Source organism: Kitasatospora sp. NPDC114501, from assembly GCF_055633695.1.
Genome location: NZ_JBVKDS010000001.1, coordinates 330,728 through 354,986 on the forward strand (window position 1 = coordinate 330,728; position 24,259 = coordinate 354,986).

Consider the following 24,259-nt stretch of genomic DNA (forward strand, 5'->3'; position numbering starts at 1 on the left):
GAACCACCCCACCACCCGAACCACACCCACCCCGGGGGAGCACCCCCCACCTCCCCAGGGCAGTTAAGGATCCCATCGTGAACACCCTGCGCGAACTGATCACCACCGGCCTCCACCAGCACGGCATCACCACCACCTGCGGCGGCCACGCCTCCGCCGGCGCCTCCTGGGTCGCCGTCCCCCTCCCCGACAGCACCGTCATCTGGACCACCGACAACCACGCCACCGTCGAACGCGACGCCACCGGGATCGGCGGCCTTCACGCCATCCACTACCTCGGCGACCCGAACAACGCCCTCCCCCAGGAGCAGATCATCCTCGTCGACCGCAGACTCGACCGCCGCAACAACCTGGCCAAGGCCGTCACCGAACTCGTCGACACCATCGCCACCTACGTCACCAACTGGCCCCACAGCCCGGCCGCCCGCCACCCCGAACGCCGGATCGGCGCCTACGGCGCCATGGACCTCCCCACCCGCCTCCTACGCCGCGGCGACGTCATCGTGCACACCGCCACCGGCCACGAGTCCGTCGTCACCAGCATCCGGCACCGAGGCCGGGGCGAATACCGACGTACCACCCGCACCGTCACCCCACCCACCCGCGGCTCCATGACCAGCCTGCCCGACACCTGGTGGAAGTTCCCCACCACCCTTTCCCGCAGCGGCAGCACCATCGTGCCCGTCATCGCCCACCGCCACATCGACCCCAACACCCTCCCCAAAATCCCCTACCCCCAGGCGCCCGCCGCCTTCACCGACGGCGACCACGTCGTCCACGACAAGGTCATCTGGGAACGCACCAACGGCACCTGGACCACCCACACCCACACCCGCAACACCACGCCCGTCGGCGACGAAACGATCCTGCGCCTGTTCACCGAAGACGCCCGCCTCCGCCAAGGCATACCCACCCACCAGCCCGCCGCCTGACCCCAAAGGACCCGCCGATGCTCAACCTCGCCACCCAACGCAACGCCGACTCCGCACGAAAGGCCCTCGCCCGCCTCGAAGAACTCGAACTGGTCCCGCTCGGCGCCTACCCCGGCAGCGATGTCCACTGGCCCATGCGCTGCGGCCGAACCGGCTGCACCTGGACCGGCCGCCTCTTCTACAGCCACCTGCGGGCCAGCCGCGGCCACGGCCGCCGACACGTCGGCTGCACCGGAACTCCCGGCACCTACAACCCCTACCTCGCCGACGCCGAACTCGCCCAGCGACTCCACCACCTGTTCCCCGCTACCCACTTCACCATCACCACCACAGACACGGCCCGGCGGATCGTCACCTGGACCGACCACCCCGAAGAGCACCACCTCGCCGCCCTGATCGGCGACATCCAAGGCACCCTCCAGCACCACCCCGCACAGAGCCCCGACATACCGAACTCCTGACCTCACGCCGGGCCGGCAACCCACCGGCCCGGCCCCACCCCCAGACCAGCACCGGCCGCCACCCCATGAAGGGAACCCGCAGTGGAGATCGACCTCACCGAACTCCCCCTCGACCTCGTCACGGTCGTTATCGCCCGCACCCGCCGCGAACTCGAACAAGCAGCCCCCGCCATCCCCGAAGCGCACGCCCGCCACGCCACCCGCATCCACCACCGCAACCACGGCAACGGCTGGGCCTACGTCCGCTGGGCCAACCTCCGCCACAACGGCCACGTCATCAACAACGCCCGACACGTTCTCACCGCCGACCCCACTCACCGCTGGTGGTCCCTACCCATCCACCCCCGCAGCCCGTACCACCTCTCTGGACTGAGCCATTCCGAGGCTGGACCTGCACCGATAGGATCGCGGGTGTACGGCGTGTGCTGGGGGTTCGGCTGCCCCAGCTGGCAGCTTGGTCGGCCGTAGTCGTTTGCCTCGGTTGGGGTATCCCTTGGAACCAACTTCTGGGTAAATAGCAGGTGCAGGTTGGTGAACCGGTCCGCGTACGCGCCCCTGTTGGACCCGCTTTTCAGTGGACATTGAGTGGACATGGCGCCGGTGAAGGGCCGTGAAAGCCAGTGAAAGCCGGAGGTGGTCAGAGGCGCCATTAGGGCCTCTGACCTGGGAAAACAGGGAAGACCAGGGGAAGGTAACGAACCCTGGTTAAAGCGGCCGCAGGACTCATAATCCCTTGGTCGTGGGTTCGAGTCCCACCCGCCCCACCTTCTCGATGTGCGACGAGCGTCGCACGACCTTTCGCGGGTGGGCCGTCGGGCCGTGGCCCCGCCACCTCTCCCACCGCCTGCGACGTCGCAGAGTCTAGGCCGCGGCCACCCCCTTTCCCGGGTGGCGCGCCGGAATTCACCCGCCCGTGGGCATCGGCCCCGGTTGTTCCCGACCGCTGTCCACCGCTCCTCGGCGGCCGTCCCTCCGCTCGCCCGCGTCGCCGGGCCCTGGCGTTCTGCGGCAAAAAAGTGATATCACTTTGCCATCGGATGAGGATGCCCGTCGAAGGAGTCGCCCCCATGACCACACAGCCTTTCGCCGTCGAGGACGGCCCTGTGCTGGACCTCCCGGCCCCCAAGATCACCGAACGGGTCATCACCGGGGCGGCCGGCCTGCCGGTGCTCGGCGGCTCGCTGCTCGGCCTGCTCGCCGGGATCGGGTCGATCATCGTCGGCGCGGCCCAACTGGCCGGGAAGACGAGCGGGTTGGGCATCACCCTGGTGGTCGTCGGACCGCTGCTGGTGCTCGGCTCGCTGCTGCTGACCTTCGGGCTGACCGTGGTCTCGCCCGGCCAGGCCCGGGTGGTCCAGCTGCTCGGGAACTACCGGGGCACCGTCCGCTCCGAGGGCCTGACCTGGCTGAACCCGTTCACCAACCGCCGGCACATATCGCTGCGGATCCGCAACCACGAGACCGAGACCACCAAGGTCAACGACGCGGACGGCAACCCGATCGAGATCGCCGCCGTGGTGGTCTGGCAGGTCGAGGACACCGCGATGGCGATGTTCGAGGTGGACGACTACGCCGACTTCGTCGCCATCCAGACCGAGACGGCCGTGCGGCACATCGCCACCAGCTACCCGTATGACGCCCACCACGAGGGCCAGTTGTCGCTGCGCGACGGTGCGGACGAGGTCGCCCGCATGCTCTCCGCCGAGATCGCCGCCCGGGTCGCCGCGGCCGGAGTGCGGGTCGTCGAGTCCCGGATCACCAGGCTCGCGTACGCTCCGGAGGTCGCCCAGGTGATGCTCCAGCGCCAGCAGGCCGGGGCCGTGGTCGCGGCGCGCAGGCTGATCGTCGAGGGCGCCGTCGGGATGGTCGAGGAGGCGCTGGAACGGCTCGCCGAACGCGATGTCGTGGACCTGGACGAGGAGCGCAAGGCCGCCATGGTGAGCAACCTCCTGGTGGTGCTCTGCGGCGAACGCGGCACCCAGCCCGTCGTGAACACGGGCTCCCTCTACCAGTAAGGCGAGGCCTTGGCGACGGAACGGAAGAAGCTCCTGCTGCGACTGGACCCTTCAGTTCACGACGCGCTCGCCCGATGGGCCGCGGACGACCTGCGCAGCACCAACGCGCAGATCGAGTACCTGCTCCGCCGGGCCCTCACCGACGCGGGCCGGATGCCCGGTGGCGCGGCCCGGCTTCCCCGGCGCGGACGCCCGCCCAAGCAGAACCCGGCCGAGGACGGCCCGACCCCGGAGAACCCGGCCGAGGACGGCCCCGAACCTGGCGGCCCCGAGGTGAGCTGACCGGCGACCGGCCCGACGGAGACCTTCCGGAGACCGGCATGGACCTGCCCGCCGCCCTCCCCCGAGAAGCTGTACCCGCTCGCCTGCGACCCGCGGCGCGGACGCGTCGCGGGCCCGCGAGGCGGCCCTCGCGCAGGGCCTGGACCCGTACAGCGCCCGCCTGCTGGAGCGGATCCGGTACAAGCGGCCGCACAGCTGGTCCTACTGGATCGGCCAGGCCCGGGACGGCCGGCGGGGGCAGCCGGTGCGGCTGGTCCGGGACGGCCTGGCCGAGGCCGGCTGGATCGAGCTGAGCCGGCGCCGGGTCGCCGGGGTGCTGCCGCGCACCGACGTGACGCCGTGCGACCCGAAGGTGCGGGCGGCGCCGGTGGCGCAGGCCGCCGCCGCCCTGACGAGCCCGCTCAGCCGGGTGGACCCGGCCGACGCGGCGTTGGTGGCCCTGCTCGACGCGGGACGGCTGCGCGCGGCGCTGAGCTCGGCCGCTTGCTCGGCGCGGCGGCGTTGGAGTTCGCCGCCGCCGCGGGCTGACGGGCCCTCCGCGGGGGAGACGGCCCGTACAGGGGACGCGGAGCCCGGTCGCCGGTCCGGCGGCCGGGCTCCGCGCGTCCGCCCTATGCTGGCCGGATGCTCGAACCCGCCCTGCTGCCGACCCCGCTGGTGGACTGCACCGGCGAGGCCTTCGCCCGCGCCGGGGTGGAGCTGCGGCTGAAGCGGGACGACCTGCTGCACCCGACCGTCCCCGGCAACAAGTGGCGCAAGCTGGCGCCCAACCTGGCCGCCGCCGTGGAGCGGGGCCACACCCGGCTGCTGACCTTCGGCGGCGCCTACTCGACCCATCTGCGGGCCGTCGCGGCCGCCGCCGGGGCGCTCGGGCTGGAGAGCGTCGGGCTGGTCCGCGGCGAGGAGCTGGCCGACCGGCCGCGCAACTGGTCGTTGCGGGCCGCCGAGGCGGCCGGGATGCGGCTGGAGTTCCTGACCCGGGCCGAGTACCGGGAGGCCACCGGCCGGGCCGACGGGGAGCACGGCACGGACGCGCTGCTCCGCCGCTGGGGCCCCTGTCTGGTGCTCCCGGAGGGCGGCTCCAACGCCCTGGCCGCCGTCGGCGCGGCCGCGATCGCGGCCGAACTGCCCGGTCTCGGCGAGCGGGACGTGGTCTGCTGCCCGGTCGGCACCGGCGGCACCCTGGCCGGCATCGCGGCCGGCCTGCCGGCGGGCGCGCGGGCGCTCGGGGTGGCCGTGCTGCGCGGCGGCGCGGGCTACCTGGAGGCGGAGGTCGCCCGGCTGCACCGGGCCGCCTACGGACGCGACTTCGACAACTGGCGGATCGACCACACCCACCACGGCGGCGGCTACGGAAAGGTCCCGGCCGCGCTGGACGGCTTCGCCGAGCGGTTCGAGCGCCGCCACGGCGTCCCGCTGGAGCGCCGTTACGTCGCCAAGCTGCTCGCCGCGCTGGCCGACCTGGCGGCGGCGGGCGCGTTCCCGCGCGGCACCCGGCTCACCGCCGTGGTCACCGGGCTGCCGGACCCCGAGTAGCGGCCGGCCGGCAGCCCCCGGGGCGGCCGGCCGACGGTCGGATCAGCCGAAGGTCAGGTTGGCGCACGGGTCGGTGTCGGCGTTGCGGGTGTTCTCCGCTATGCCGGTGGGGATGCCGCTCGGGACCGCGCCGGGGGTGCCGGGCGTACTGCCCGGCGCGGCACCCGGGGTGGCGCCCGCCGGGGCACCGGCCGGGGTGCCGGGCTCCGGGCTCGGGGCGGCCGCCGAGTCGACCCGGGTGCCCGCCGCGCGGTAGTCGGCGCCGAGCGTGACGGTGATCGCCTCCGAGCCGGGCTCCTCGACCGGCTTGGCGCCGGGGAAGAGCGCCGCGACCTGGTCGGCGGTGGCCTTCAGCGCGGGGTCGTAGGCGACCCGGGTGGCCTGCTGTCCGGGGGAGTTGGGGCCGAGCGTGACGTTGTGGAAGCCGCGCGCCTTGAGGGTCTCGGCGCCGGAGCCGGCCAGGCCGGGCGTGCCGACCCCGTTGACCACGGTGATCGGCGCCGCGGTCTGTTCCGGGGTGAGCGGGGGGAGCGGGGTTCCCGGGGCGGTCGCGGCACCCGGGGTGGCGGTGGGGGAGGAGGTCACCTGGCCCGTCCCTGAGGTGCTCTGCCCGTCCAGGGTGCGGTCCTCGCGCAGCAGCTTCCAGAGGGTGTCGGCGTCCGGCTGGACCAGCCGCACCCGATCGCCGGCGAAGCGCCAGGGGGCGGTGACGAAGGTGACGTCGGAGAGCTTGATGTCCTCGATCGAGCGGGCGAAGTCCACCAGCTTCATCGCGGTGCCCAGCCCCTCGTCCACGGTGAGCGACTTGGTGGCCGCGTCGGCCAGCGGCAGCAGGGTGGGCAGCGAGAAGCCCTGGCCCTGCACCTTCTTGATCATCGAGGAGAGGAAGGCCTGCTGGCGCTTCATCCGGCCTATGTCGGAGTTGTCGCCGAGGCCGTGGCGGATCCGCAGGTAGTCCACCGCGGACTGGCCGGAGAGCTTCTGGAGGCCCTTCTTGAGGTGTATGCCGTACTGGTTGACGTCGTTGGGCACACAGGCCTCCACACCGCCCACCGCGTCGGACATCGCGGCCGCGCCCTTGAAGTCGACCACGACGGTGTGGTCGATCCGCAGCCCGGTGAGCTTCTCGACGGTGTTCTGGGTGCAGGCCGGGTTGCCGTCGGGGGCGAGGCCCACGGTGAAGGCGGAATTGAACATCTGGTCGGTCTTCGGCGTCGTCCAGGTGCCGTTCGGCAGCTTGCAGGACGGGATGGTGACCAGGGTGTCGCGGGGGATCGAGACGCCGACGGCGTGCTTGTGGTCGGCGTAGACGTGCACCAGGATCGCGGTGTCCGAGTGGCCGACGCCCTCGTCACCGCCGCCCAGCGAGTCGTTGCCCGCCTCGCGGGTGTCCGAACCGAGCAGCAGCACGTTGACCGGGACGGAGGCGCCCGGGGTGGCCGGGACGGGGGCCGGCGGGCGCTCGGTGGCGACGCCGCCCGGGTCGAAGGTGGTGATGTTGTTGTCCAGCCGGTGGTAGAACCAGGCCCCGGCACCCACCACCGACAGCACCAGTACGGCGGCCAGGCCGATGGCGGTCCGCAGGTAGCGGCGCCGGCGCGTACTGCTGCTCATCCCTCGTGCCCCCCGTCTTCAGGTCTCTCGCGTTCGATGTTCGAACGTTAGACGTTCCGGGAGGCGGTTCGGTTACCCCCCTGGGGCCTGCGGACAGCCCCCGGGGCCTGTGATGCTGCTCACGCGCCCGGGCCGGAGGCGCCCGCCAGCATCCGCCGGAGCAGGTCGCGCAGGGCCGTCCGCTCGTCCGGGCCGAGCGCGGCCAGCGGCTCGCGGGCGAAGTTCAGCGACTCGCGCAGCTCCTCGGAGGCGGCCGAGCCGCTGTCGGTGGCGGCGACCAGCTTGACCCGGCGGTCGTGCCGGTCGGCCTGGCGGGTGACGAAGCCGCGGGACTCCAGCCGGTCGACGATGCCGGTGATGTTGGACGGCTCGCAGCTGAGGGTCTGGGCGATCTGGCGCATCGGCATCGGCCCGCGCCGCAGCAGGGCGAGCACCTTGGCCTGGGCGCCGGTGAGCGAGCGGGCGGCGGCGGCGTCCTCGTACTCGCGGTGGAACAGCGCGACCAGGTTGGCCATCAGGTCGACGACCTCGCGGGTGATCTCGTCGGGCTGCGGCGCGGCGTCCTCGATCGGCTGGGTGTCCATGGTCCAGAGTCTACCTGAAAAGTTGACAAGGTGAACCTTTCATGCCCATCGTTACTTCAGTTGCTCAACCTTTCATGCATCTGAACCGCGAGACCGGACCGGACCCGTTCCGGGCCCGGAACCCCGCGGCGAATCCCGCACCCGAACCGCAAGGAGCCCCCGATGGCAGAGCAGACCGCCGCCCCCGCGACCGCCCGTGAATGGCACCTCGCCGCCCGCCCGCAGGGCTGGCCGGTGCCGGCCGACTTCGCCCTGGTCGAGGCCCCGGTCCGGACCCCGGGCCCGGGCGAGATCCTGGTCCGCAACGCCTACCTCTCGGTGGACCCGTACATGAGGGGCCGGATGAACGACGTGAAGTCGTACGTCCCGCCGTTCCAGCTGGGCCAGGCCATGGACGGCGGCGCGGTCGGCTACGTCGTCGCCTCCGGGGCCGACGGCTTCGTGCCGGGCGACGCGGTGCTGCACGGTCTCGGCTGGCGCGAGTACGCGACCCTGGACGCCGGGCACGCGGTCAAGGTCGACCCGGCCGCCGCCCCGCTCTCCGCCTACCTCGGCGTGCTCGGCATGCCGGGCCTGACCGCCTACGCCGGCCTGCTCGCCGTCGGCGGCCTCAAGGAGGGCGACCGGGTCTTCGTCTCCGGCGCGGCCGGCGCGGTCGGTTCGCTGGTCGGCCAGATCGCCAGGCTCAAGGGTGCCTCGCTGGTGGTCGGTTCGGCCGGCTCGGCGGAGAAGGTCGCCAAGCTGGTGGACGAGTACGGCTTCGACGCGGCCTTCAACTACAAGGACGCCCCGGTCGCCCAGCAACTCGCCGAGGCCGCCCCGGAGGGCATCGACCTCTACTTCGACAACGTCGGCGGCGACCACCTGGAGGCCGCGATCGGCGCGCTGAACGTGCACGGCCGCGCGGTGCTCTGCGGCGCGATCGCCCAGTACAACGACACCACCGCGCCCGCCGCCCCGCGCAACCTCGCGCTCGCCATCGGCAAGCGGCTGCGCCTGGAGGGCATGCTGGTGCGCGACCACGCCGGGCTCCAGCCGCAGTTCGTCGCGGAGGTGGCCGGCTGGCTGACGTCCGGTGAACTGCGCACCGAGGAGACGGTGGTGGACGGATTCGAGAACGCGGTCGAGGCCTTCCTCGACCTGCTGCGCGGCGTCAACACCGGCAAGATGGTCGTCCGCCTGGACGGCTGACGGTCCGTCAGGAGAACCGACCGCCCCGCCGCCCCGACCGGGCGGCGGGGCGGTCCGCTGTGAACGGTTCGCGGTCGGGCGCGGGCGCCCCGGTCGCACTACCGCATTCCGGTCGGATCCGAAAGCGCGTCATCCATCGTGCGGCGCCGCGCGGTACGGTGGTCCCGCCGGCGATGGGGCCGTTCGGGGGAGAGATCCGGCCGAGGGGTAGACCTCGTTGAGGATTCGACTAGCATTGAGCGAAAGCCTGTCCGTTTTGCTCAATTTAGTAGCTTAATGTCGGCAACGTGGGTAACTGTGGATCAACTGCAGGCACGAGGCAGCTGGGGAAGGCGACCCTCGTCCACAGCCTGGAGGTCCCGGTGACGACACGTGGAGTTCTGTACATCCACTCCGCGCCCCGCGCGCTGTGCCCGCACGTCGAGTGGGCCGTCGCGGGGGTGCTCAATGTGCGGGTGAGCCTGGACTGGATCCGCCAGCCGGCCGCACCCGGGCACTGGCGTGCCGAGTTCTCCTGGCAGGGGGAGCCCGGTACGGCTTCGAAGCTCGCCTCCGCGCTGCGCGGCTGGCAGTTGATGCGGTACGAGGTGACCAGCGAGCCCTGCGCCACGGCGGAGGGGGAGCGGTACAGCAGCACGCCCTCGCTCGGCATCTTCCATGCCGTCACGGGCATCCACGGCGACATCCTGATCCCCGAGGACCGGCTGCGCGCCGTCCTGGTGCGCGCCCGCAGCGAGGGGGCCGACCTGGAGGTCGAGGTCGCCCGGCTGCTCGGCAAGCCCTGGGACGACGAGCTGGAGCCGTTCCGCTACGCGGGCGAGGGCGCACCGGTGCGCTGGCTGCACCAGGTGGTCTGAGACCGACGGGTACGACGGAGGGGCCGGCGCTCACGGAGAGCGCCGGCCCCTTCGACGTGGGCGTCAGCGGGTGCGGAAGGCCAGCACCACGTTGTGGCCGCCGAAGCCGAACGAGTTGTTCAGCGCGGCGATCCGGCCCTCGGGCAGCTTGCGGGCCTCGTCGCGGACGATGTCGGCGTCCACGTCGTCGTCCAGCTCGTCCACGTTGATGGTCGGCGGGGCGAGCCGGTGGTGCAGGGCCAGCACGGTGGCGACGGTCTCGATGCCGCCGGCGCCGCCCAGCAGGTGACCGGTCATCGACTTGGTGGCCGAGACGGCGATGTGGTCGAGGTCGTCGCCCAGCTCCTTGCGCAGCGCCTTCAGCTCGGCGGTGTCGCCCTGCGGGGTCGAGGTGGCGTGCGCGTTGACGTGCACGATCTCGGCCTTGTCCAGCTCGTTGCGCTCGAACAGGTCGGCCAGCGCGCGGGCCACGCCGGCACCGGTCGGCTCGGGCTGGGCGATGTGGTGGGCGTCCGAGGACAGGCCCTGGCCCACGGCCTCGCAGTAGATCCGGGCGCCGCGCGCCTCGGCGTGCTCGATCGACTCCAGCACGACCACGCCGGCGCCCTCGCCCAGCACGAAGCCGTCGCGGGCCTTGTCGTACGGACGGGAGGCCCGCTGGGGCTCGTCGTTGTTCTTGGACATCGCCATCATGTTGGCGAACGCGGCGATCGGCAGCGGGTGGATCGCCGCCTCGGTGCCGCCGGCCACCACGACGTCGGCGCGGCCGGAGCGGATCATCTCGATCGCGTAGCCGATCGCCTCGGCGCCGGAGGCGCAGGCGGAGACGGGGGTGTGCACACCCGCGCGGGCGCCGACCTCCAGGCCGACGTTGGCCGCCGGGGAGTTGGGCATCAGCATCGGGACGGTGTGCGGGGAGACCTTGCGGGCGCCCTTCGCCTTCAGCACGTCGTACTGGTCGAGCAGGGTGGTCACGCCGCCGATGCCGGAGGCGATGACGGCGCCCAGGCGCTCGGGGGCGAGCTTGGAGGACTCGTCGGTGGCGGGGGTCTCGTAGCCGGCGTCGGCCCAGGCCTCGCGGGCGGCGATCAGCGCGAACTGGGCCGAGCGGTCCAGCTTGCGGGCCAGCGGGCGGGGCAGGATCTCGCCCGGCTCGACGGCGGCCCTCGCCGCGATCTTCACCGGCAGGTCCTCGGCCCACTCCTCGGTCAGGGCCGCCACGCCGGACTCACCGGCAACCAGGTTCTCCCAGGTGCTGGCGGCGTCGGCGCCCAGCGGCGTGAAGGCGCCGATACCCGTGACGACCACGGTGCGGTTTTCAGCGGTCACTGGTTTCTTCTTCTCTCACGTGTGGCAGGGGTCGGCGGCGTGCCGAGAATGGGACCGGCCGGGCGCCCCGGTGAGGGCGTCCCGGCCGGAGGGGTCGGCCAGGCTCGACGAGCCCGGCCGACGGGTCGGTCCGTGCCGGCGTACGGGACGCCGGACGGGCCGACCGGGTCGAACGAGTCGATCGCTCAGGCGTTGAGGATGTACTCCACCGCGTCGCCCACGGTCTTCAGGTTCTTGACCTCGTCGTCCGGGATCTTGACGTCGAAGCGCTCCTCGGCGGCCACGACGACCTCGACCATGGACAGCGAGTCGACGTCCAGGTCATCGGTGAAGGACTTGTCGAGCTGGACGTCCTCGGTCGGGATACCGGCGATCTCGTTGACGATCTCGGCGAGACCTTCCAGGACCTCGTCCTTGGTAGCCATACTGGCTGCTCCTCTTCGGTGTTGAACGCATCCGGCCGGCGGCCGGACACAGGCTTGTGAATTGGGCGAATGCGCCTAGGGGAGAGTAACGACTGCCGCGGCGTACACGAGACCCGCCCCGAACCCGATGATCAGGGCCAGGTCCCCGCTGTGGGCCTCACCGCTCTCCAGCATGCGTTCCATCGCCAGCGGGATGGAGGCCGCGGAGGTGTTGCCGGTCTCGGCGATGTCGCGGGCGACGGGCACCGACTCCGGCAGCTTGAGCGCCTTGATCATGGCATCCGTGATCCGCATGTTGGCCTGGTGGGGGATGAACGCACCGAGCTGGTCGGCGGTGATCCCGGCGGCGTCCAGCGCCTGCTGGGCCACCTTGGCCATCTCCCAGACGGCCCAGCGGAAGACCGGCTGGCCGTCCATCCGCAGGGCCGGCCACTTGGCCTCCTCGCCCGCGCCGTTGATCGCGTCGGGCTTGGCGAAGGCGGTGTCCCAGGCCTCGGTCTGGGTGATCAGGTCGGCCTGCGAGCCGTCCGAGCCCCAGATCAGCTTGCCGATGCCGGGCGTGTCGGACGGGCCGACGACCGCGGCGCCGGCGCCGTCGCCGAAGATGAAGGCGGTGGAGCGGTCCGAGGTGTCGGTCAGGTCGCTGAGCCGCTCGACGCCGATGACCAGCACGTACTCGGCGTTGCCGCCGCGGATCATGCCGTCGGCCAGGCCCAGGCCGTAGCCGAAGCCGGCGCAGGCGGCCGAGATGTCGAAGGCCGGGGCGGTGCCGCAGCCGAGCCGCTCGGAGATCTCGGTGGCGATCGCGGGGGTCTGCTTGAAGTGCGAGACGGTCGAGACGATCACGCCGCCGATCCGGTCGGGGGAGATCCCGGCCTGGGCGATGGCCTTGCCGGCGGCCTGGACCGACATCTCGGCGACGGACTCCTCCGGGCCCGCCCAGCGGCGCTCGGCGATCCCGCTGCGGGTGCGGATCCACTCGTCCGAGGAGTCGATCCACTCCAGGACCTCGGAGTTGGGGATCACCCGGACCGGGCGGTAGCCGCCGACGCCGAGGATTCGCGAGTACTGCGCGCCGCTCACCGGGCGGATCTGGGGCTTGGTCATGCCTGGGTCTCCTGCTCCTGACCGCCGTGCTCCGCAACGAGCTCGCGGGCCTTGTCCAGATCGGCGGGGGTCTTGAGGGCGAGCGTGGCCACACCCTTGAGGTTGCGCTTGAGCAGGCCGGTGAGGGTACCGGCGGGGGACAGCTCGATCACGGCCGTCGCGCCCAGCTGTCCGATGGTCTCCATGCAGAGGTCCCAGCGGACCGGGTTGGAGACCTGCGACACCAGGCGAGCGAGCACCTCGGCACCGGAGTCCACGACCGCGCCGTCCTTGTTGGAGACGTAGCGGACCTGCGGGTCGGCCGCGGTCAGCGTCGGGGCCAGTTCGGCCAGCCGCTTCACGCCCGGGGCCATGTGCTCGGTGTGGAAGGCACCGGCCACCTTGAGGGCGATCAGCTTGGCGCGGGCCGGCGGGTCCGCCTTCAGCGCCTCCAGCTGGGCCAGCGTGCCGGCGGCGACGATCTGGCCGCCGCCGTTGTTGTTGGCCGGGGTCAGGCCGTGCTCGGCGAGCTTCGCCGCGACCTCCTCCGGCTCGCCGCCGAGCACGGCGAGCATGCCGGTCTCGGTGACGGCGGCGGCCTCGGCCATGGCCCGGCCGCGCTCGCGCACGAAGGTCAGCGCGTCGTGGGCGGTGAGCACCCCGGCGCCGGCGGCGGCGGTGATCTCACCGACGCTGTGGCCGGCCACGGCGCCGACCAGCTTGCGGGCGGCGTCCTCGTCCGGGAACAGCTCCCGGGCGGTCACCAGACCGGCGGCGACCAGCAGCGGCTGGGCGACGGCGGTGTCCTTGATCTCCTCGGCGGACGCCTCGGTACCGGCGTGCACCAGGTCGAGCCCGGCGACCTCCGACCAGCCGCGCAGGCGGTCGGCGACGCCGTCGAGCTCCAGCCAGGGGCTGAGGAAACCGGGGGACTGGGCACCCTGTCCAGGGGCGACGATTACGAGCACGGTTCAACCCTCTCTCGCCAGGCGCCCAGGGGCGGGTAGGCGACGGTAACGAAGAAAACCATCCGGGATTGTATGGTCCCTACACTCCGGCTCAGCCGGGCTCCCCGACGGCGCCCAGTCGGCCGAGGGCCAGTGCGATCCGCAGAGTGAACGCCGAACGTACGTCGGAGGGGGCGTACCCCGTGACGTCAGTCACACGTCGCAGCCGGTAGCGCACCGTGTTGGGGTGGACGAAGAGCATCCGGGCCGCGCCCTCCAACGAGGAGGCCTGCTCCAGGTAGACACTCAGCGTCTCCAGCAGCGCGGAGCCGGCCTCGTCCAGCGGTGTGTAGATCTCCTCCACCAGCTGACGGCGCGCGGCCTGGTCGCCGGCCAGCGCCCGCTCGGGCAGCAGGTCGTCCGCCAGCACCGGGCGGGGGGCGTCCGGCCAGGCCGCGCAGGCGCGCAGGCCGGCCGCGGCGGCGTGGGCCGAGCGGGTCGCGGAGAGCAGGTCGGGCACGGTCGGGCCGACCACCACCGGGCCCGGCGCGAACTGGCCGATCAGCGCCCGGGCCGCCTGCACCGGCTCCTTGTCGCCGCCGACCACGACCACCAGGCGCTTGCCCAGCACCCCGGTCAGCACGTTCAGCTTGGCGTACCGGGCGGCCCGGCGGATCGCCTCCACCACCAGCTCGCTGTCGCCGTCCGGCGCGCTGCCCACCACCACCCGGATCTGGCTGGGCTGGCCCCAGCCGAGCGCCGCGGCACGGGAGAGCACGCCCTCGTCGGCGTCGCCGGACAGCAGCGAGTTGACCACCAGCGCCTCCAGCCGGGCGTCCCAGGCGCCGCGCGCCTCGGCCGCCTGGGCGTACACCTGGGCGGTCGCGAAGGCGATCTCCCGGGCGTAGACCAGCACCGACTCGCGCATGTCCGCCTCGTCGCCGGGGGCGGCCACCTCCTCGATGGCCTCCTCCATCACCTCGATCGTGGTGCGGATCAGCTCGACGGTCTGGCGCAGGGTGATCGCCCGGGTCAGCTCGCGCGGGGCGGTGCCGAAGACGTCGGTGGAGATCGCCTTCGCGGACTCGGGGTGGCGGTACCACTCGGTGAAGGCGGCGATGCCGGCCTGGGCGACCAGGCCGATCCAGGACCGGTGCTCCGGCGGCATCCGCCGGTACCAGCCGAGCTGGTCGTCCATCCGCGAGATCGCGGCGGTGGCCAGCTTCCCGGAGGACTTCTCCAGCCGCTTGAGCGTCGCCGCCCGGCGCTCGGCGCGCTCGGCGGCGGTTCTGCGCTCCTGCGCGGTCAGACGGGGTGCCGCACGGCCCGGGCGGTCACGGCCCGGCCGGGCGGCCGGGCTCTTCCCGGCCGGTTCGGCTGCGGGGCTGGGGCTGGGTTCGCTCTTGGGGTTCGCGGAAGCGGCTGGCACAAGGACAAGACTGCCTCACGCGAGTGACTGCTCGTGCACACCCCCCGGCGGAGCGGCGCGGTGGCAAGAGTCACACCCCGCGCCCCGGCCACTACGGTGGGGGGCGTGACCGAAGCCGCCGACCGCCCCCGCGCCGACCTGCGCCGCACCGCCGAGCGCTACCGTTCCGCCCCGGCCGAGGGCGTCGAGACCAGACACGCCTTCTCCTTCTCCGGCCACTACGACCCGAAGAACACCCACTTCGGCGCGCTGCTCGCGTGCAACGAGGAACTCCTCGCCCCCGGCGCCGGGTTCGAGGAGCACCGGCACCGGGACACCGAGATCCTCACCTGGGTGCTGGAGGGCGCGCTGGCCCACCGGGACTCGCACGGCCACAGCGGGGTGGTCCGCCCGGGGATGGTGCAGCACCTCAGCGCCGGCTCCGGGGTCACCCACACCGAGCGCAACGTCGGCGGCGCCACCGGGCCGGTCCGCTTCGTCCAGATGTGGCTCCAGCCGGACGAGTTCGACGCGCCCCCCGCGTACGGCCTGCGCAAGGTGGAACCGGCGGACGGCGGGTTGACGCTGCTCGCCTCCGGGCTGGAGCGCGACGCCGGGACGGACGCCCTGCGGCTGCGCCGCGGCGACGCCGCGCTCTGGCTGGCCACCGCCGGGCCGTGGCAGCCGCTGCCCCGGCTGCCCGAGGCGCCCTGGCGGTACGCGCACCTGACGGCCGGCTCGCTCGGCTACCGCACCGTGCCGGGGCCCAAGGGCGGCGGCCGCTCGATGGTCCCGGGCGACAGCGTGCGGATCACCGGCGAGGCCTTCGCCGACCCGGCGGCGGGCGAGACCGGCGCCGAACTCCTGCTCTGGGAGATGCACTCGCCGGTCTCGTACGGCTAGCGGGCCAGTTCTTCGAGCACCGCGTCCGAGAAGGCCGGCCAGGCCTCGACCGCCCACGGCCCGAAGTCCCGGTCGGTGAGCGCGACGCAGGCCGCGCCGGCCTGGGGGTCGACCCACAGGAAGGTGCCGGACTGGCCGAAGTGCCCGAAGGTCCCGGGCGAGTTGGCGGTGCCGGTCCAGTGCGGGCTCTTGCCGTCGCGGATCTCGAAGCCGAGGCCCCAGTCGTTCGGGCGCCGGTGGCCGTAGCCGGGCAGCACGCCGCTGGTGCCGGGGAAGGCGACCTCGCGGGTGGCCTGCCGGAGGGTGGACGGGTCCAGCAGCTTCGGTGCCTGCAACTCGGCGGCGAACCGGGTGAGGTCGGCGACGGTGGACAGGCCGCCGGCGCCGGCCGGGGACTTGTGCGCGGTGTGGATCATGGTGTCCGACATGCCCAGCGGCTGGAACACCGCCTCGGCGACGTAGCGGGAGAACTCGATCCCGGCGGCCGCGGACAGCGCCCGGGCCAGCGCGTCGAAGCCCGCGTTGGAGTAGAGCCGGCGGTTGCCGGGCTCGGCGAACACCCGGTCCTCGTCGAAGCCCAGGCCGGAGGTGTGGGCGAGCAGGTGGCGGACGGTCGACCCGGGCGGCCCGGCCGGGTCGTCCAGCTCGAACACACCCTCCTCGACGGCGACCAGCGCCGCGTACGAGGTGAGCAGCTTGGTCACCGAGGCGAGCGGGAACAGGTGCTGCTGCGGCCCGTGCGCGCCCAGCACCGCGCCGTCCGTCCCCCGGACCACCGCCGCCGCGGCGTGGGGCACCGGCCAGTTCTCGATCATCCGCAAGCTCTCCATGGGGTCCGACTGTAGTCGCCGGGAAATCCACCGGGGGAACGTGGTGGCGGAGCCACCCGGATGTCGGGCTTGCTTGGAGTGCACTCCAACTCGGTAGCGTCGTTCACGTCGCACAGGACAGGGGGAAACGAGCGATGGCCGCACCCGCACGCATCGAGATCGACCGGCGCAGCTGCACCGAGGTGTTCAGCAGCCCGACCGGCGCCCCGGACCGGACGCCGAGGCACACCATCAGCGAGGTCGCCGCGGCGAGCGGGCTGACCGCCCACACCCTGCGCTGGTACGAGCGGATCGGCCTGCTGGACCCGGTCGACCGGGCGGCGGGCGGCCAGCGCCGCTACTGCGACGCCGACCTGCACCGGCTGGCCTTCCTGAGCCGGCTGCGGCTGACCGGCATGCCGGTGGCGGACATGCTCAGGTACGTGGACATGGCCCGCCAGGGCGAGCGGACCTACCCGGAGCGGCAGCAGCTCCTGGAGGCCCAGCGCGAGGAGGTCCGGCAGCGGATCGTGGACCTCCAGGCCACCCTCGCCGTCCTCGACCACAAGATCGACCTCTACGCCGGGAAGGTCGCCGACCTCACCGGCGCCCCGGTCCAACACCCGAACATCCATGGAGAGGAAGCGCAGAGCGCATGACTCAGACCGTCCTTCCCACCGTCGAACTCGGCACCGGCGGCCCGCTGGTGGGCGTCCAGGGCCTCGGCTGCATGGGCATGAGCGAGTTCTACGGCCCCACCGACGCCGACGAGGCGCTCGCCACCCTGGACGCCGCGCTGGAGACCGGTGTCACCCTCTTCGACACCGCCGACATGTACGGCTCCGGCCACAACGAGGAGCTGATCGGCCCCTTCGTCCGGGCCAACCGGGACAAGGTGGTGCTCGCCACCAAGTTCGCCATCGTGCGCTCGGCGGAGGACAACTCCGTCCGCGGCATCAGCAACGACCCGGCGTACATCCGCACCGCGGTGGACGCCTCGCTGCGCCGCCTCGACGTGGACGTGATCGACCTGTACTACATGCACCGCCGCGACCCGGCCGTGCCGCTGGCCGACTCGGTCGGCGCCATGGCCGAGCTGGTGAAGGCCGGCAAGGTGCGCCACCTCGGCCTGTCCGAGGTGACGGGTGCCGAGCTGCGCGAGGCGCACGCGATCCACCCGATCGCCGCGCTCCAGTCCGAGTGGTCGGTGTTCGCCCGCGACGTCGAGCGCACGGCGGTGCCGGCCGCGGCGGAGCTGGGCGTCGCCTTCGTGCCGTACTCGCCGCTCGGGCGGGGCTTCCTGACCGGCGCCTTCCAGGACGCCAGGGACCTCTCGGCGGACGACTACCGCCGCAACCACCCGCGCTTCACCGGCGACAACGCGGCCGCCAACGGCGAACTGCTCGACCCGCTGCGGAAGATCGCGGCGGCCCACGGCGTGACGCTCGCCCAGGTCGCGCTGGCCTGGGTGCACCAGCGGGCCGAGGTGCACGGGCTGGCCGTCGTGCCGATCCCGGGCACCCGCAAGCGCGCCCGGCTCGCCGAGAACACCGCGGCGGCGACGCTGCGGCTGACCGCCGAGGAGTTGGCGCTGCTGGAGCCGGTGGCCGGCCGGGTGGCGGGGAGCCGCTACGCGGACATGAGCTCCACCTCGGCGGCGCGCGAGTAGCGGGCACCGGCGGTCCGGGGGCCGGCGGCCCGGAGCAACCGGCGGCCCGGGGAGCGGGCGGACGCTCCCCGGGCCGTCCGGCGGGGTTCAGACCGTCCGGCCCATCCAGGCGGCCAGCCGGGTGTGCACGTCGGCGTCCTCGGCGACCGGCCGGACGTCGCCGAACGGGACGCCCGGCCCCCGCTGCCCGGCCGGCAGCACGGACCGGGCGACGCCCAGCGCGGTCTGCGACAGGTCGTCGTCCAGCGCGAAGCCGCCGCCGAGCGCGGTGGCGACGTCCCAGGAGTGGGTGACCAGCTCCATCAGGTAGCCGCCCACCGCGATCGCGCCGGGCACCTCGCCCCAGGGGGCGACGGTCGGGCGGCCGAGCTTGGCGTCGTCCGCCCAGGCGGCGGTCACCCGGGCGCGGGCCCGGTCCAGCGCGGCCGGCCAGCCCTCGTCCGAGGGGTCCTCGACGGCGGCTACCACGTCCCCGGCGCGGCCGCCCTCGCCCATGTACGCGAACCGGTGGATGCCGCCGACCACGTGGTTCAGCAGCTGACGGAGGGTGAACTCGGTGCAGGGGGTGGGCCGGTCGAGGTCGGCCGGGGTGACGGTGGCGAACAGCTTCTCCAGCTGGTCGAGGGCGGCCTGGTACTGCGGTCGGGCATCCTGGACGGCGTTCATCGGCGCTCAACTCCCTGGTGTCGGGTGGTTTTTCGGGCTCGGAACGCAATCTCCCAGTAAAACCTGACAACTACCGTCAGGATTACTGGGATCATTGGGACATGAAGGCAGACCGCCTGCTCTCGATCCTCCTGCTGCTCCAGACCCGCGGCCGGGTGCCCGCCACCGAGCTCGCCGAGCGGCTGGAGGTGTCCGTCCGCACCATCTACCGCGACGTCGAGTCGCTCTCCGCCGCCGGGGTGCCGGTGTTCACCGAGCGCGGGCGGCACGGCGGCATCGGCCTGCTGCCCGGCTACCGGACCGACGTCACCGGGCTGACAGCGGACGAGGCGAGGGCGCTGTTCGTGCTCTCCGCCCAGGGGGCGCACAGCGACCTCGGGTTGGACGGCGCGCTCGGCTCGGCGCTGCGCAAGGTGATGGCGGCGCTGCCGGCCCCGCACCGGCCGGCCGCGGAGCGGACCAGCGAACGGATCCTGGTCGACCCGGCCCGCTGGATGCAGACCCCCGGCGCGGTCGGCTCCGCCGCCGGGCCGGACCTGGGCGAACTGCAGTACGCCGTCTTCGCCGACCGGCGGCTGCGGCTGCGCTACCGGCACGGCGGCACGCCCGCGCCGGTGGAGTACACCGTCGACCCGTACGGGCTGGTGAGCAAGGCCGCGGTCTGGTACCTGGTGGCCGATCTGCACGGCGAGCCGCGGCTGTTCCGGGCCGACCGGGTGCTGGCCGCCGACCCCACCGAGGAGTCGGTGCGGCGCCGGGCCGGGGTCGGGCTCGGTGACGTCTGGGCGGTGCTGCGCGAGCAGGTGGAGCGGCTGCCGAAGGACGTGCCGGTACGGGTGCGGGTCCGGCGCGGACGGCTGGACATGTTCCTGCGCATCCACGGCGGCCGGGTCACCGCGCCGCCGCCGGAGCCGGGCGTCGGGCCGGTCGAGGAGTGGACCGAGGTGGCGATGGCCTTCCCGGCCCCGGCGGCCGTCCGGTCGCTGCTGGCCTTCGGCTCGGACGTCGAGGTGCTGGCCCCGCCGTCCGCCCGGCGCGAGCTGGCCCGGGCGGCGGCGGACGCGCTGCGGCTGTACCAGGACCAGTCGGGTTAGCCCCGCAGGGTCGGCCCGAACGGGCCGGCTCCGTCGGCCCGGCTCAGGAGTCGGCGGCGGCCCGGACCACGTCCTGGTAGTGGCCGAGGGAGATCGCCGCGAAGTTGCGCAGGCTGTCGGTGCCCGCGGTGAAGTAGCCGTTGTGGCCGACCGCGCGGGCCGAGGAGATCTGCTCGGAGCCGAAGCCGCTCGCCGTCGGGTCGGCGCCGTGGCCGAGCCCGCCGACCTCCAGGAACGGCACGTTGCCGATCCAGTCGCTGGGGTTGCGGGTGGCCCAGACGTGCACGCCGGCGCCCAGCTCGGTGGTGTTCTGCACGCCCATGCCGGGGCTGCCGAAGACCATCAGGTCGGTGATGCCGGAGGTGTCGGACGGCGAGGCGGCCGCGCGCGGGATGTCCGGGGCGGCGGTGCCGCAGACCACGGAGCCGTAGGAGTGGCAGAGCAGCGACGGCGGTGCGTCCGGGCGGGTGGTCTCCTTCAGCCCGGCGAGCAGCCGCTCCAGCCGGGGGGCGGCGACGTCGGCGAGCCGGGAGGTGGCGGCGTCCGGGCCGAGGCCGGAGGGGGTGACGTAGCCGGTCCAGGAGATCACGGCGGTCCGGGTGCCGGGGGCCTGGCGGCGCTCCTCGGCGTGGAGGGCGCGGGCCATGCCGGCCGGGGAGCGCAGCGGGTCGACCGCCTGGTCGTGGTGGCCGAGGTCGGCGTCCGAGCCGGGGACGAGCACCGAGATCCGCTCGGCGTCGGCGAGGTCGCCCCACACCTCGGTGACCAGGCCGCGGCCGCGCGGGTCGAAGGCCAGGACCTGCCGGTCGGGGTCGAGCAGGTGCTCGACGTCGTTGGCGCGGGAGACGGCCAGGGCGCGGGCGTCGGAGTCCAGTCGGTGGTCGGCGGCTCGGGCCCGGGCCCGGTCGCGCTCGGCGGCCAGGGCGATCCTGTTGGCGCGGTAGCGCAGGTCCAGCGGGGCGCCGTCGTAGTTGCCGACGACCAGCGGGTACGCCTGGATCAGCCGGTCCAGTTCGGTGGGCGCGAGCGAGGCGAAGAACGCCGCGGCGGCGGCCGGGGTGGTGGTGGCCGGGTCGGGCAGGGAGCGGCCGAAGGAGTGGTCCTGGACCCAGGCGGCGCTGCCGGCCGGAGGCGTGGAGATCGCCAGCTGTTCGGAGGAGACCGCGGCCGCGGCGGCGGAGGCTCCGGCGTCGGCGAGCACCGCGCAACCGGCGAACGCCCCGATCAGTACCCGCTTCCAGCGCCGACGGTTGCGCACCGCACCAACTCCCTTGGGGCCCGTCACCGTTTCGCGGGCGGTGCCCGGAGGGTGCGATAGCTCTGTTGACTTCCCTGCGCAAGCCTAGGGGGCCCGGAGGGGTGGCGGGAACGCCTAAACTGTGGGATGGATCACATGAACCAAGGGTGTCCGGGCGACGTCTCCCAGTGGTTCGGGCGGTGGTCCGCACACCCCCCGGCGACCCCCGCACACCCGCCCGTACGGCCGGTCCGGCCGGCCGCGCTCAGGCGTCGAACTCGCGGACCAGGCGCTTCGGCGCCGTCCGCCGCCAGGCCTCGGTGACCAGGTCGCCCAGCTCGTCCCGGTCCACCCGGTCCAGCCGGACGCTCACCCAGCCGTGCCGTCCGACGTACGGGGCGGAGGAGAACACCTCGGGCTCGGCGGCGAGAAGTTCGGCCTGGTCCTCGGGGGAGGCCTTGACGGTGACGCGGTCCCCGTCGGGCGCGCCCATCGCGAAGATCCGGCCGCGGACCCGCAGCGTCTCGATGTCCCAGGTCGGCTCCTGGGCGGCCTCCGGCAGGGCCAGCGCCATCGCACGGAACTCGTCGAACGTCACCATGGCGGCAGGGTAGAGCAGGGTACCGACAACGCGCCCCCGGCGCGCTGCGGGGCGCGCCGGCGGCGGGTGGCGACGGTCGAGGGGGCGTGGACCGATCGGCCCACGCCCCCGTCGGAGCGGTCACGCCCGGCGGATCGTCACACCACGCCCAGCGCGTACGCCGCGAACAGCGCCGCCCCGGCCCCGGCCACCGCCTTGCCGCCCCGGGAGAAGGCCGTCCACGGGCCGTCGAACCGGCGGGTGAACCAGCCGATCGCCACCAGCACGGCGCCGAACAGCGGCAGCAGCGCCAGCCGGGCGGCCACCCAGCCGAGGGAGTCCGGCGCGGTGGTCAGCCCCGGGACGGCGCCCAGGCCGGCCGCGCCGGGCACGGCGACCGCGAGCATCGCGCTCTGGTGCCAGCAGAAGATCGTCATCGCCGACAGGTTGACCACCACGACGGGCAGCCAGAGCAGCGGACGGCGGGTCAGCAGCCGGCCCAGCCGCTCCCGCAGCAGCACCGCGGCGCCGCACTGGAACGCGGCCAGGGCGAGCACCAGCAGGGACGGCGGGTGCGAGTTGGTCCGGGCGGCCCCGGGCACGCCGACCATGCTGGCCGGGTAGTGGAAGACCAGCAGCAGCGCGGCGAACAGCGCGCCGCCGCCGAGCAGCAGCACCCGGGCCGCCGGGCGGCCGAGCCGGCCCTGCGCCCAGAGCACGCCCAGCTGGTAGCCGAACAGCCAGCCCGGCAGGAGGTTCAGCAGCGCGACCCAGGACGGCACCGCCTCGGCCCACGGCCCGTAGCGCAGCAGGTCGACGGCGGCGACCGAGGCCACCAGCAGGCCCGCCGACCAGCCGCCCAGCCGGCGCCCGGCGGCCACGCAGAGCGGGGTGAGCGCGGTCAGCGCCAGGTAGACGCCGATGTACCAGAGCGGCTGCACCACCAGGGTGGCGCCGGTGCGCAGGGTGTCCGCGGGGACGCCGAGCGCGGGCAGCAGCGGGACCAGCGCCGCCCAGACGGCCGTCACCCCGAGCACCGGGCGCAGCAGCCGGACCGTACGGGCCCGCAGCCATCCGCCGTAGGTGACGCCCCTGGCCCTGGCCCGCTCCAGCGAGCGGACCGAGGAGTGGCCGCCGACCAGGAAGAACACCCCGAGCATCTGGAGCACCCAGCTGAGCGGGGCGAAGAAGCCGAGCGTGGAGAGCGGGCTGGCGTTGTGCAGGACGCCGTCGGGGGTGCGGGTGAAGCCGCCGAGCATCCAGTGGCCGACCGGGACGGCGAGCAGGGCGAGGGCGCGCAGCCCGTCCAGGGCGCGGTCGCGGTCGACCGGGGTCTGCGCGTCGACCGCGGCGGCGGCGCGGCGCAGGGCGGTGAGCGGCCGGGGGGTGCGGGGCCGGGGAGTGCGGGGCTCCGTGGTGCGGGGCCGGGTGGCGAGGGTGCTGGCCATGGTGGTGCTCCTTCCGGTGCGGGCGGTCAGGCGCGGCCGAGCGCGACGGCGGCGTAGGCGGCGAGGGAGGCGGTGCCGGGGGCGAAGTAGCCGTTGTGGCTGTGGGATCCGGTGGCGGGCAGCGGGCGGGCGCCGAAGCCGGCGGCGGTCGGGTCGGCGCCGTGGCCGAGGCCGAACAGCCGGACGTTGGGCACGTCGCCGATCCAGTCGGAGCCGTTGCGGGCGGTGGCCCAGAGCGGGACCCCCGGGTCGAGGTCGGCGGCCGAGCCGATGCCCATGCCGGGCGAGCCGAGCACCACCACGCCGGAGGCCTGCGCGGGCGTGGGGCGGGCCAGGCCGCAGACCACCGAGCCGTAGCTGTGGCAGAACACGGTGGGCGGGGCCTGCGGGCGGGTGGTGACGGAGAGTCCGTCGAGCAGCCGGGTGAGGCGGGGTGCGCCGGCCCGGGCCAGGTCCTCGGTGGCGGCGTCCGGGCCGAGGCCGAGCGGGGTGGTGTAGCCGGCCCAGGCGATCACGGCGGTCTGCCGGTCGGTGGCGTCCAGGAGTGCGCGGGCCATCCCGGCGGGGGTGCCGTACGGGTCGGCGGCGCGGTCGAAGCGGAGCAGGTCGATGTCCGAGCCGGGGACGATGACGGCGGTGCGGCGGGCGGTGGCGAGGTCGCCGAAGACCTCGGCGACCTGGCCGCGGCCGCGCGGGTCGAAGGCGAGGACCTGTCGGCCGCCGTCCAGCAGGGCGCGGTAGCGCTCGGCGCGGGTGCGTGCGGCCTCGTGGTCCTGCGGGGTGCGGGCGGGGTCGGCGGCCCGGGCGAGTTCGCGGGCGCGCTCGGCGGTCAGGGCCAGGGCGTTGGCCCGGAAGCGCAGGCCGATCGGGACGCCGTCCAGGTTGCCGACCACCAGCGGGTGGCGGGCGGCCAGGGCGTCCTGCCGGGCGGGGCCCAACCCGGCGAAGAACGCGGCCACTCGGGCCGGGGCGGCGGTGGCCGGGTCGGGCAGCCGCAGGCCGAGCGAGGTGTCGGCCGTCCAGGCCGCGCTGCCGGGCGGCGGGCCGGTGACGGGGGTCTGGGTGTCGGCGGCCCAGCCGCCCGCGCCGAGCGCGACCGTCAGCGCCACCGCGGTGGCGGCGATCGCCCGCCTGACCCGAAACTTGCGCATGTCCCTGCTCCCCCTCGTCCGTTCGGCCGCCGACT

At 73.9% G+C, this 24,259-nt stretch carries 26 protein-coding genes; 13 read left to right on the forward strand and 13 right to left on the reverse strand.

Translation table 11 applies throughout. The annotated features are described in order from the left end of the window. The first annotated feature begins 77 nt into the window (after positions 1-77). From ACZ7RU_RS01565 to ACZ7RU_RS01595, 7 genes are all read left to right on the forward strand, one after another. Positions 78-932: a hypothetical protein gene (locus ACZ7RU_RS01565; RefSeq protein WP_470338945.1), complete on the forward strand. Its 855-nt coding sequence runs from the start codon at positions 78-80 to the stop codon at positions 930-932. A gap of 17 nt (positions 933-949) precedes the next feature. Further along, positions 950-1,393, forward strand: coding sequence for a hypothetical protein (locus ACZ7RU_RS01570; RefSeq protein WP_470338946.1), 444 nt, complete (start codon positions 950-952; stop codon positions 1,391-1,393). Positions 1,394-1,474: 81 nt separating this feature from the next. Continuing rightward, positions 1,475-1,861 (forward strand): hypothetical protein, encoded by a 387-nt coding sequence (locus tag ACZ7RU_RS01575; RefSeq protein WP_470338947.1) that lies wholly within the window; start codon positions 1,475-1,477, stop codon positions 1,859-1,861. Positions 1,862-2,460: 599 nt separating this feature from the next. Continuing rightward, entirely contained in the window at positions 2,461-3,408 is a 948-nt protein-coding gene (locus tag ACZ7RU_RS01580; protein WP_470338948.1) for an SPFH domain-containing protein, read from the forward strand. 9 nt (positions 3,409-3,417) lie between these two features. Next, positions 3,418-3,690, forward strand: coding sequence for a type II toxin-antitoxin system antitoxin (locus ACZ7RU_RS01585; RefSeq protein ID WP_470338949.1), 273 nt, complete (start codon positions 3,418-3,420; stop codon positions 3,688-3,690). Between the two features lie 139 nt (positions 3,691-3,829). Beyond that, the gene (locus tag ACZ7RU_RS01590; RefSeq protein WP_470339300.1) at positions 3,830-4,399 is read left to right on the forward strand and encodes a GPP34 family phosphoprotein; all 570 of its coding nucleotides are present in this window, start codon (positions 3,830-3,832) and stop codon (positions 4,397-4,399) included. Next, positions 4,315-5,226, forward strand: a complete 912-nt coding sequence (locus ACZ7RU_RS01595; protein WP_470338950.1) for a 1-aminocyclopropane-1-carboxylate deaminase/D-cysteine desulfhydrase — start codon at positions 4,315-4,317, stop codon at positions 5,224-5,226. The genes ACZ7RU_RS01590 and ACZ7RU_RS01595 overlap by 85 nt, the downstream gene beginning before the upstream one ends. A 42-nt stretch (positions 5,227-5,268) precedes the next feature. Here ACZ7RU_RS01595 and ACZ7RU_RS01600 read toward each other — a convergent pair whose 3' ends face one another. Together ACZ7RU_RS01600 and ACZ7RU_RS01605 are read right to left on the reverse strand one after the other, a co-directional pair. After that, positions 5,269-6,840: an LCP family protein gene (locus tag ACZ7RU_RS01600; RefSeq protein ID WP_470338951.1), complete on the reverse strand. Its 1,572-nt coding sequence runs from the start codon at positions 6,838-6,840 to the stop codon at positions 5,269-5,271. A 119-nt stretch (positions 6,841-6,959) separates the two neighbouring features. Further along, positions 6,960-7,424, reverse strand: a complete 465-nt coding sequence (locus tag ACZ7RU_RS01605; RefSeq protein ID WP_470338952.1) for a MarR family winged helix-turn-helix transcriptional regulator — start codon at positions 7,422-7,424, stop codon at positions 6,960-6,962. 162 nt (positions 7,425-7,586) lie between these two features. Here ACZ7RU_RS01605 and ACZ7RU_RS01610 point away from each other — a divergent pair, with 162 nt between their 5' ends. Both ACZ7RU_RS01610 and ACZ7RU_RS01615 read left to right on the forward strand, forming a co-directional pair. Further along, on the forward strand, positions 7,587-8,615 hold the full coding sequence (locus ACZ7RU_RS01610; protein WP_470338953.1) for an NADP-dependent oxidoreductase: 1,029 nt from the start codon (positions 7,587-7,589) through the stop codon (positions 8,613-8,615). A gap of 362 nt (positions 8,616-8,977) precedes the next feature. Beyond that, positions 8,978-9,472: a DUF3145 domain-containing protein gene (locus ACZ7RU_RS01615; protein WP_470338954.1), complete on the forward strand. Its 495-nt coding sequence runs from the start codon at positions 8,978-8,980 to the stop codon at positions 9,470-9,472. A gap of 63 nt (positions 9,473-9,535) precedes the next feature. On the opposite strand, the gene fabF is transcribed toward ACZ7RU_RS01615, so the two are convergent. The 5 genes from fabF to ACZ7RU_RS01640 form a co-directional block, all read right to left on the reverse strand. Further along, positions 9,536-10,801, reverse strand: a complete 1,266-nt coding sequence (fabF, locus tag ACZ7RU_RS01620) for a beta-ketoacyl-ACP synthase II (protein WP_470338955.1) — start codon at positions 10,799-10,801, stop codon at positions 9,536-9,538. Between the two features lie 185 nt (positions 10,802-10,986). Further along, positions 10,987-11,226 carry an acyl carrier protein gene (locus ACZ7RU_RS01625; protein ID WP_387748431.1) on the reverse strand — a complete coding sequence of 80 codons (240 nt, stop codon included), beginning with the start codon at positions 11,224-11,226 and terminating at the stop codon, positions 10,987-10,989. 75 nt (positions 11,227-11,301) lie between these two features. Continuing rightward, on the reverse strand, positions 11,302-12,333 hold the full coding sequence (locus tag ACZ7RU_RS01630; RefSeq protein WP_470338956.1) for a beta-ketoacyl-ACP synthase III: 1,032 nt from the start codon (positions 12,331-12,333) through the stop codon (positions 11,302-11,304). Further along, the gene (locus ACZ7RU_RS01635; RefSeq protein WP_470338957.1) at positions 12,330-13,280 is read right to left on the reverse strand and encodes an ACP S-malonyltransferase; all 951 of its coding nucleotides are present in this window, start codon (positions 13,278-13,280) and stop codon (positions 12,330-12,332) included. The genes ACZ7RU_RS01630 and ACZ7RU_RS01635 overlap by 4 nt, the downstream gene beginning before the upstream one ends. 91 nt (positions 13,281-13,371) lie before the next feature. Then, positions 13,372-14,568, reverse strand: a complete 1,197-nt coding sequence (locus ACZ7RU_RS01640) for a PucR family transcriptional regulator (RefSeq protein WP_470339301.1) — start codon at positions 14,566-14,568, stop codon at positions 13,372-13,374. Positions 14,569-14,793: 225 nt separating this feature from the next. On the opposite strand from ACZ7RU_RS01640, the gene ACZ7RU_RS01645 reads away from it, so the two are divergent. Continuing rightward, a complete protein-coding gene (locus tag ACZ7RU_RS01645) occupies positions 14,794-15,570 on the forward strand; it encodes a pirin family protein (RefSeq protein ID WP_470338958.1) in 777 nt (258 codons plus the stop codon). Here the strand turns inward: ACZ7RU_RS01645 and ACZ7RU_RS01650 are convergent. After that, a complete protein-coding gene (locus ACZ7RU_RS01650) occupies positions 15,567-16,400 on the reverse strand; it encodes a serine hydrolase domain-containing protein (protein WP_470338959.1) in 834 nt (277 codons plus the stop codon). The genes ACZ7RU_RS01645 and ACZ7RU_RS01650 overlap by 4 nt on opposite strands. Before the next feature lie 134 nt (positions 16,401-16,534). Here ACZ7RU_RS01650 and ACZ7RU_RS01655 point away from each other — a divergent pair, with 134 nt between their 5' ends. Beyond that, positions 16,535-17,038: a MerR family transcriptional regulator gene (locus tag ACZ7RU_RS01655; protein ID WP_470338960.1), complete on the forward strand. Its 504-nt coding sequence runs from the start codon at positions 16,535-16,537 to the stop codon at positions 17,036-17,038. Beyond that, entirely contained in the window at positions 17,035-18,048 is a 1,014-nt protein-coding gene (locus tag ACZ7RU_RS01660; protein ID WP_470338961.1) for an aldo/keto reductase, read from the forward strand. The genes ACZ7RU_RS01655 and ACZ7RU_RS01660 overlap by 4 nt, the downstream gene beginning before the upstream one ends. An 87-nt stretch (positions 18,049-18,135) precedes the next feature. Here ACZ7RU_RS01660 and ACZ7RU_RS01665 read toward each other — a convergent pair whose 3' ends face one another. After that, entirely contained in the window at positions 18,136-18,714 is a 579-nt protein-coding gene (locus tag ACZ7RU_RS01665; protein WP_470338962.1) for a TIGR03086 family metal-binding protein, read from the reverse strand. Between the two features lie 101 nt (positions 18,715-18,815). Between ACZ7RU_RS01665 and ACZ7RU_RS01670 the strand changes: the two genes are divergently transcribed. After that, positions 18,816-19,808, forward strand: coding sequence for a helix-turn-helix transcriptional regulator (locus ACZ7RU_RS01670; protein ID WP_470338963.1), 993 nt, complete (start codon positions 18,816-18,818; stop codon positions 19,806-19,808). Between the two features lie 43 nt (positions 19,809-19,851). Here ACZ7RU_RS01670 and ACZ7RU_RS01675 read toward each other — a convergent pair whose 3' ends face one another. The 4 genes from ACZ7RU_RS01675 to ACZ7RU_RS01690 form a co-directional block, all read right to left on the reverse strand. Next, positions 19,852-21,066, reverse strand: a complete 1,215-nt coding sequence (locus ACZ7RU_RS01675) for an alpha/beta hydrolase (RefSeq protein WP_470338964.1) — start codon at positions 21,064-21,066, stop codon at positions 19,852-19,854. A 244-nt stretch (positions 21,067-21,310) separates the two neighbouring features. Next, entirely contained in the window at positions 21,311-21,646 is a 336-nt protein-coding gene (locus ACZ7RU_RS01680) for an MmcQ/YjbR family DNA-binding protein (RefSeq protein ID WP_470338965.1), read from the reverse strand. 137 nt (positions 21,647-21,783) lie between these two features. Beyond that, positions 21,784-23,073 carry an acyltransferase family protein gene (locus ACZ7RU_RS01685; RefSeq protein ID WP_470338966.1) on the reverse strand — a complete coding sequence of 430 codons (1,290 nt, stop codon included), beginning with the start codon at positions 23,071-23,073 and terminating at the stop codon, positions 21,784-21,786. Between the two features lie 26 nt (positions 23,074-23,099). Continuing rightward, positions 23,100-24,224 (reverse strand): alpha/beta hydrolase, encoded by a 1,125-nt coding sequence (locus tag ACZ7RU_RS01690; protein ID WP_470338967.1) that lies wholly within the window; start codon positions 24,222-24,224, stop codon positions 23,100-23,102. Between the last annotated feature and the right edge of the window lie 35 nt (positions 24,225-24,259).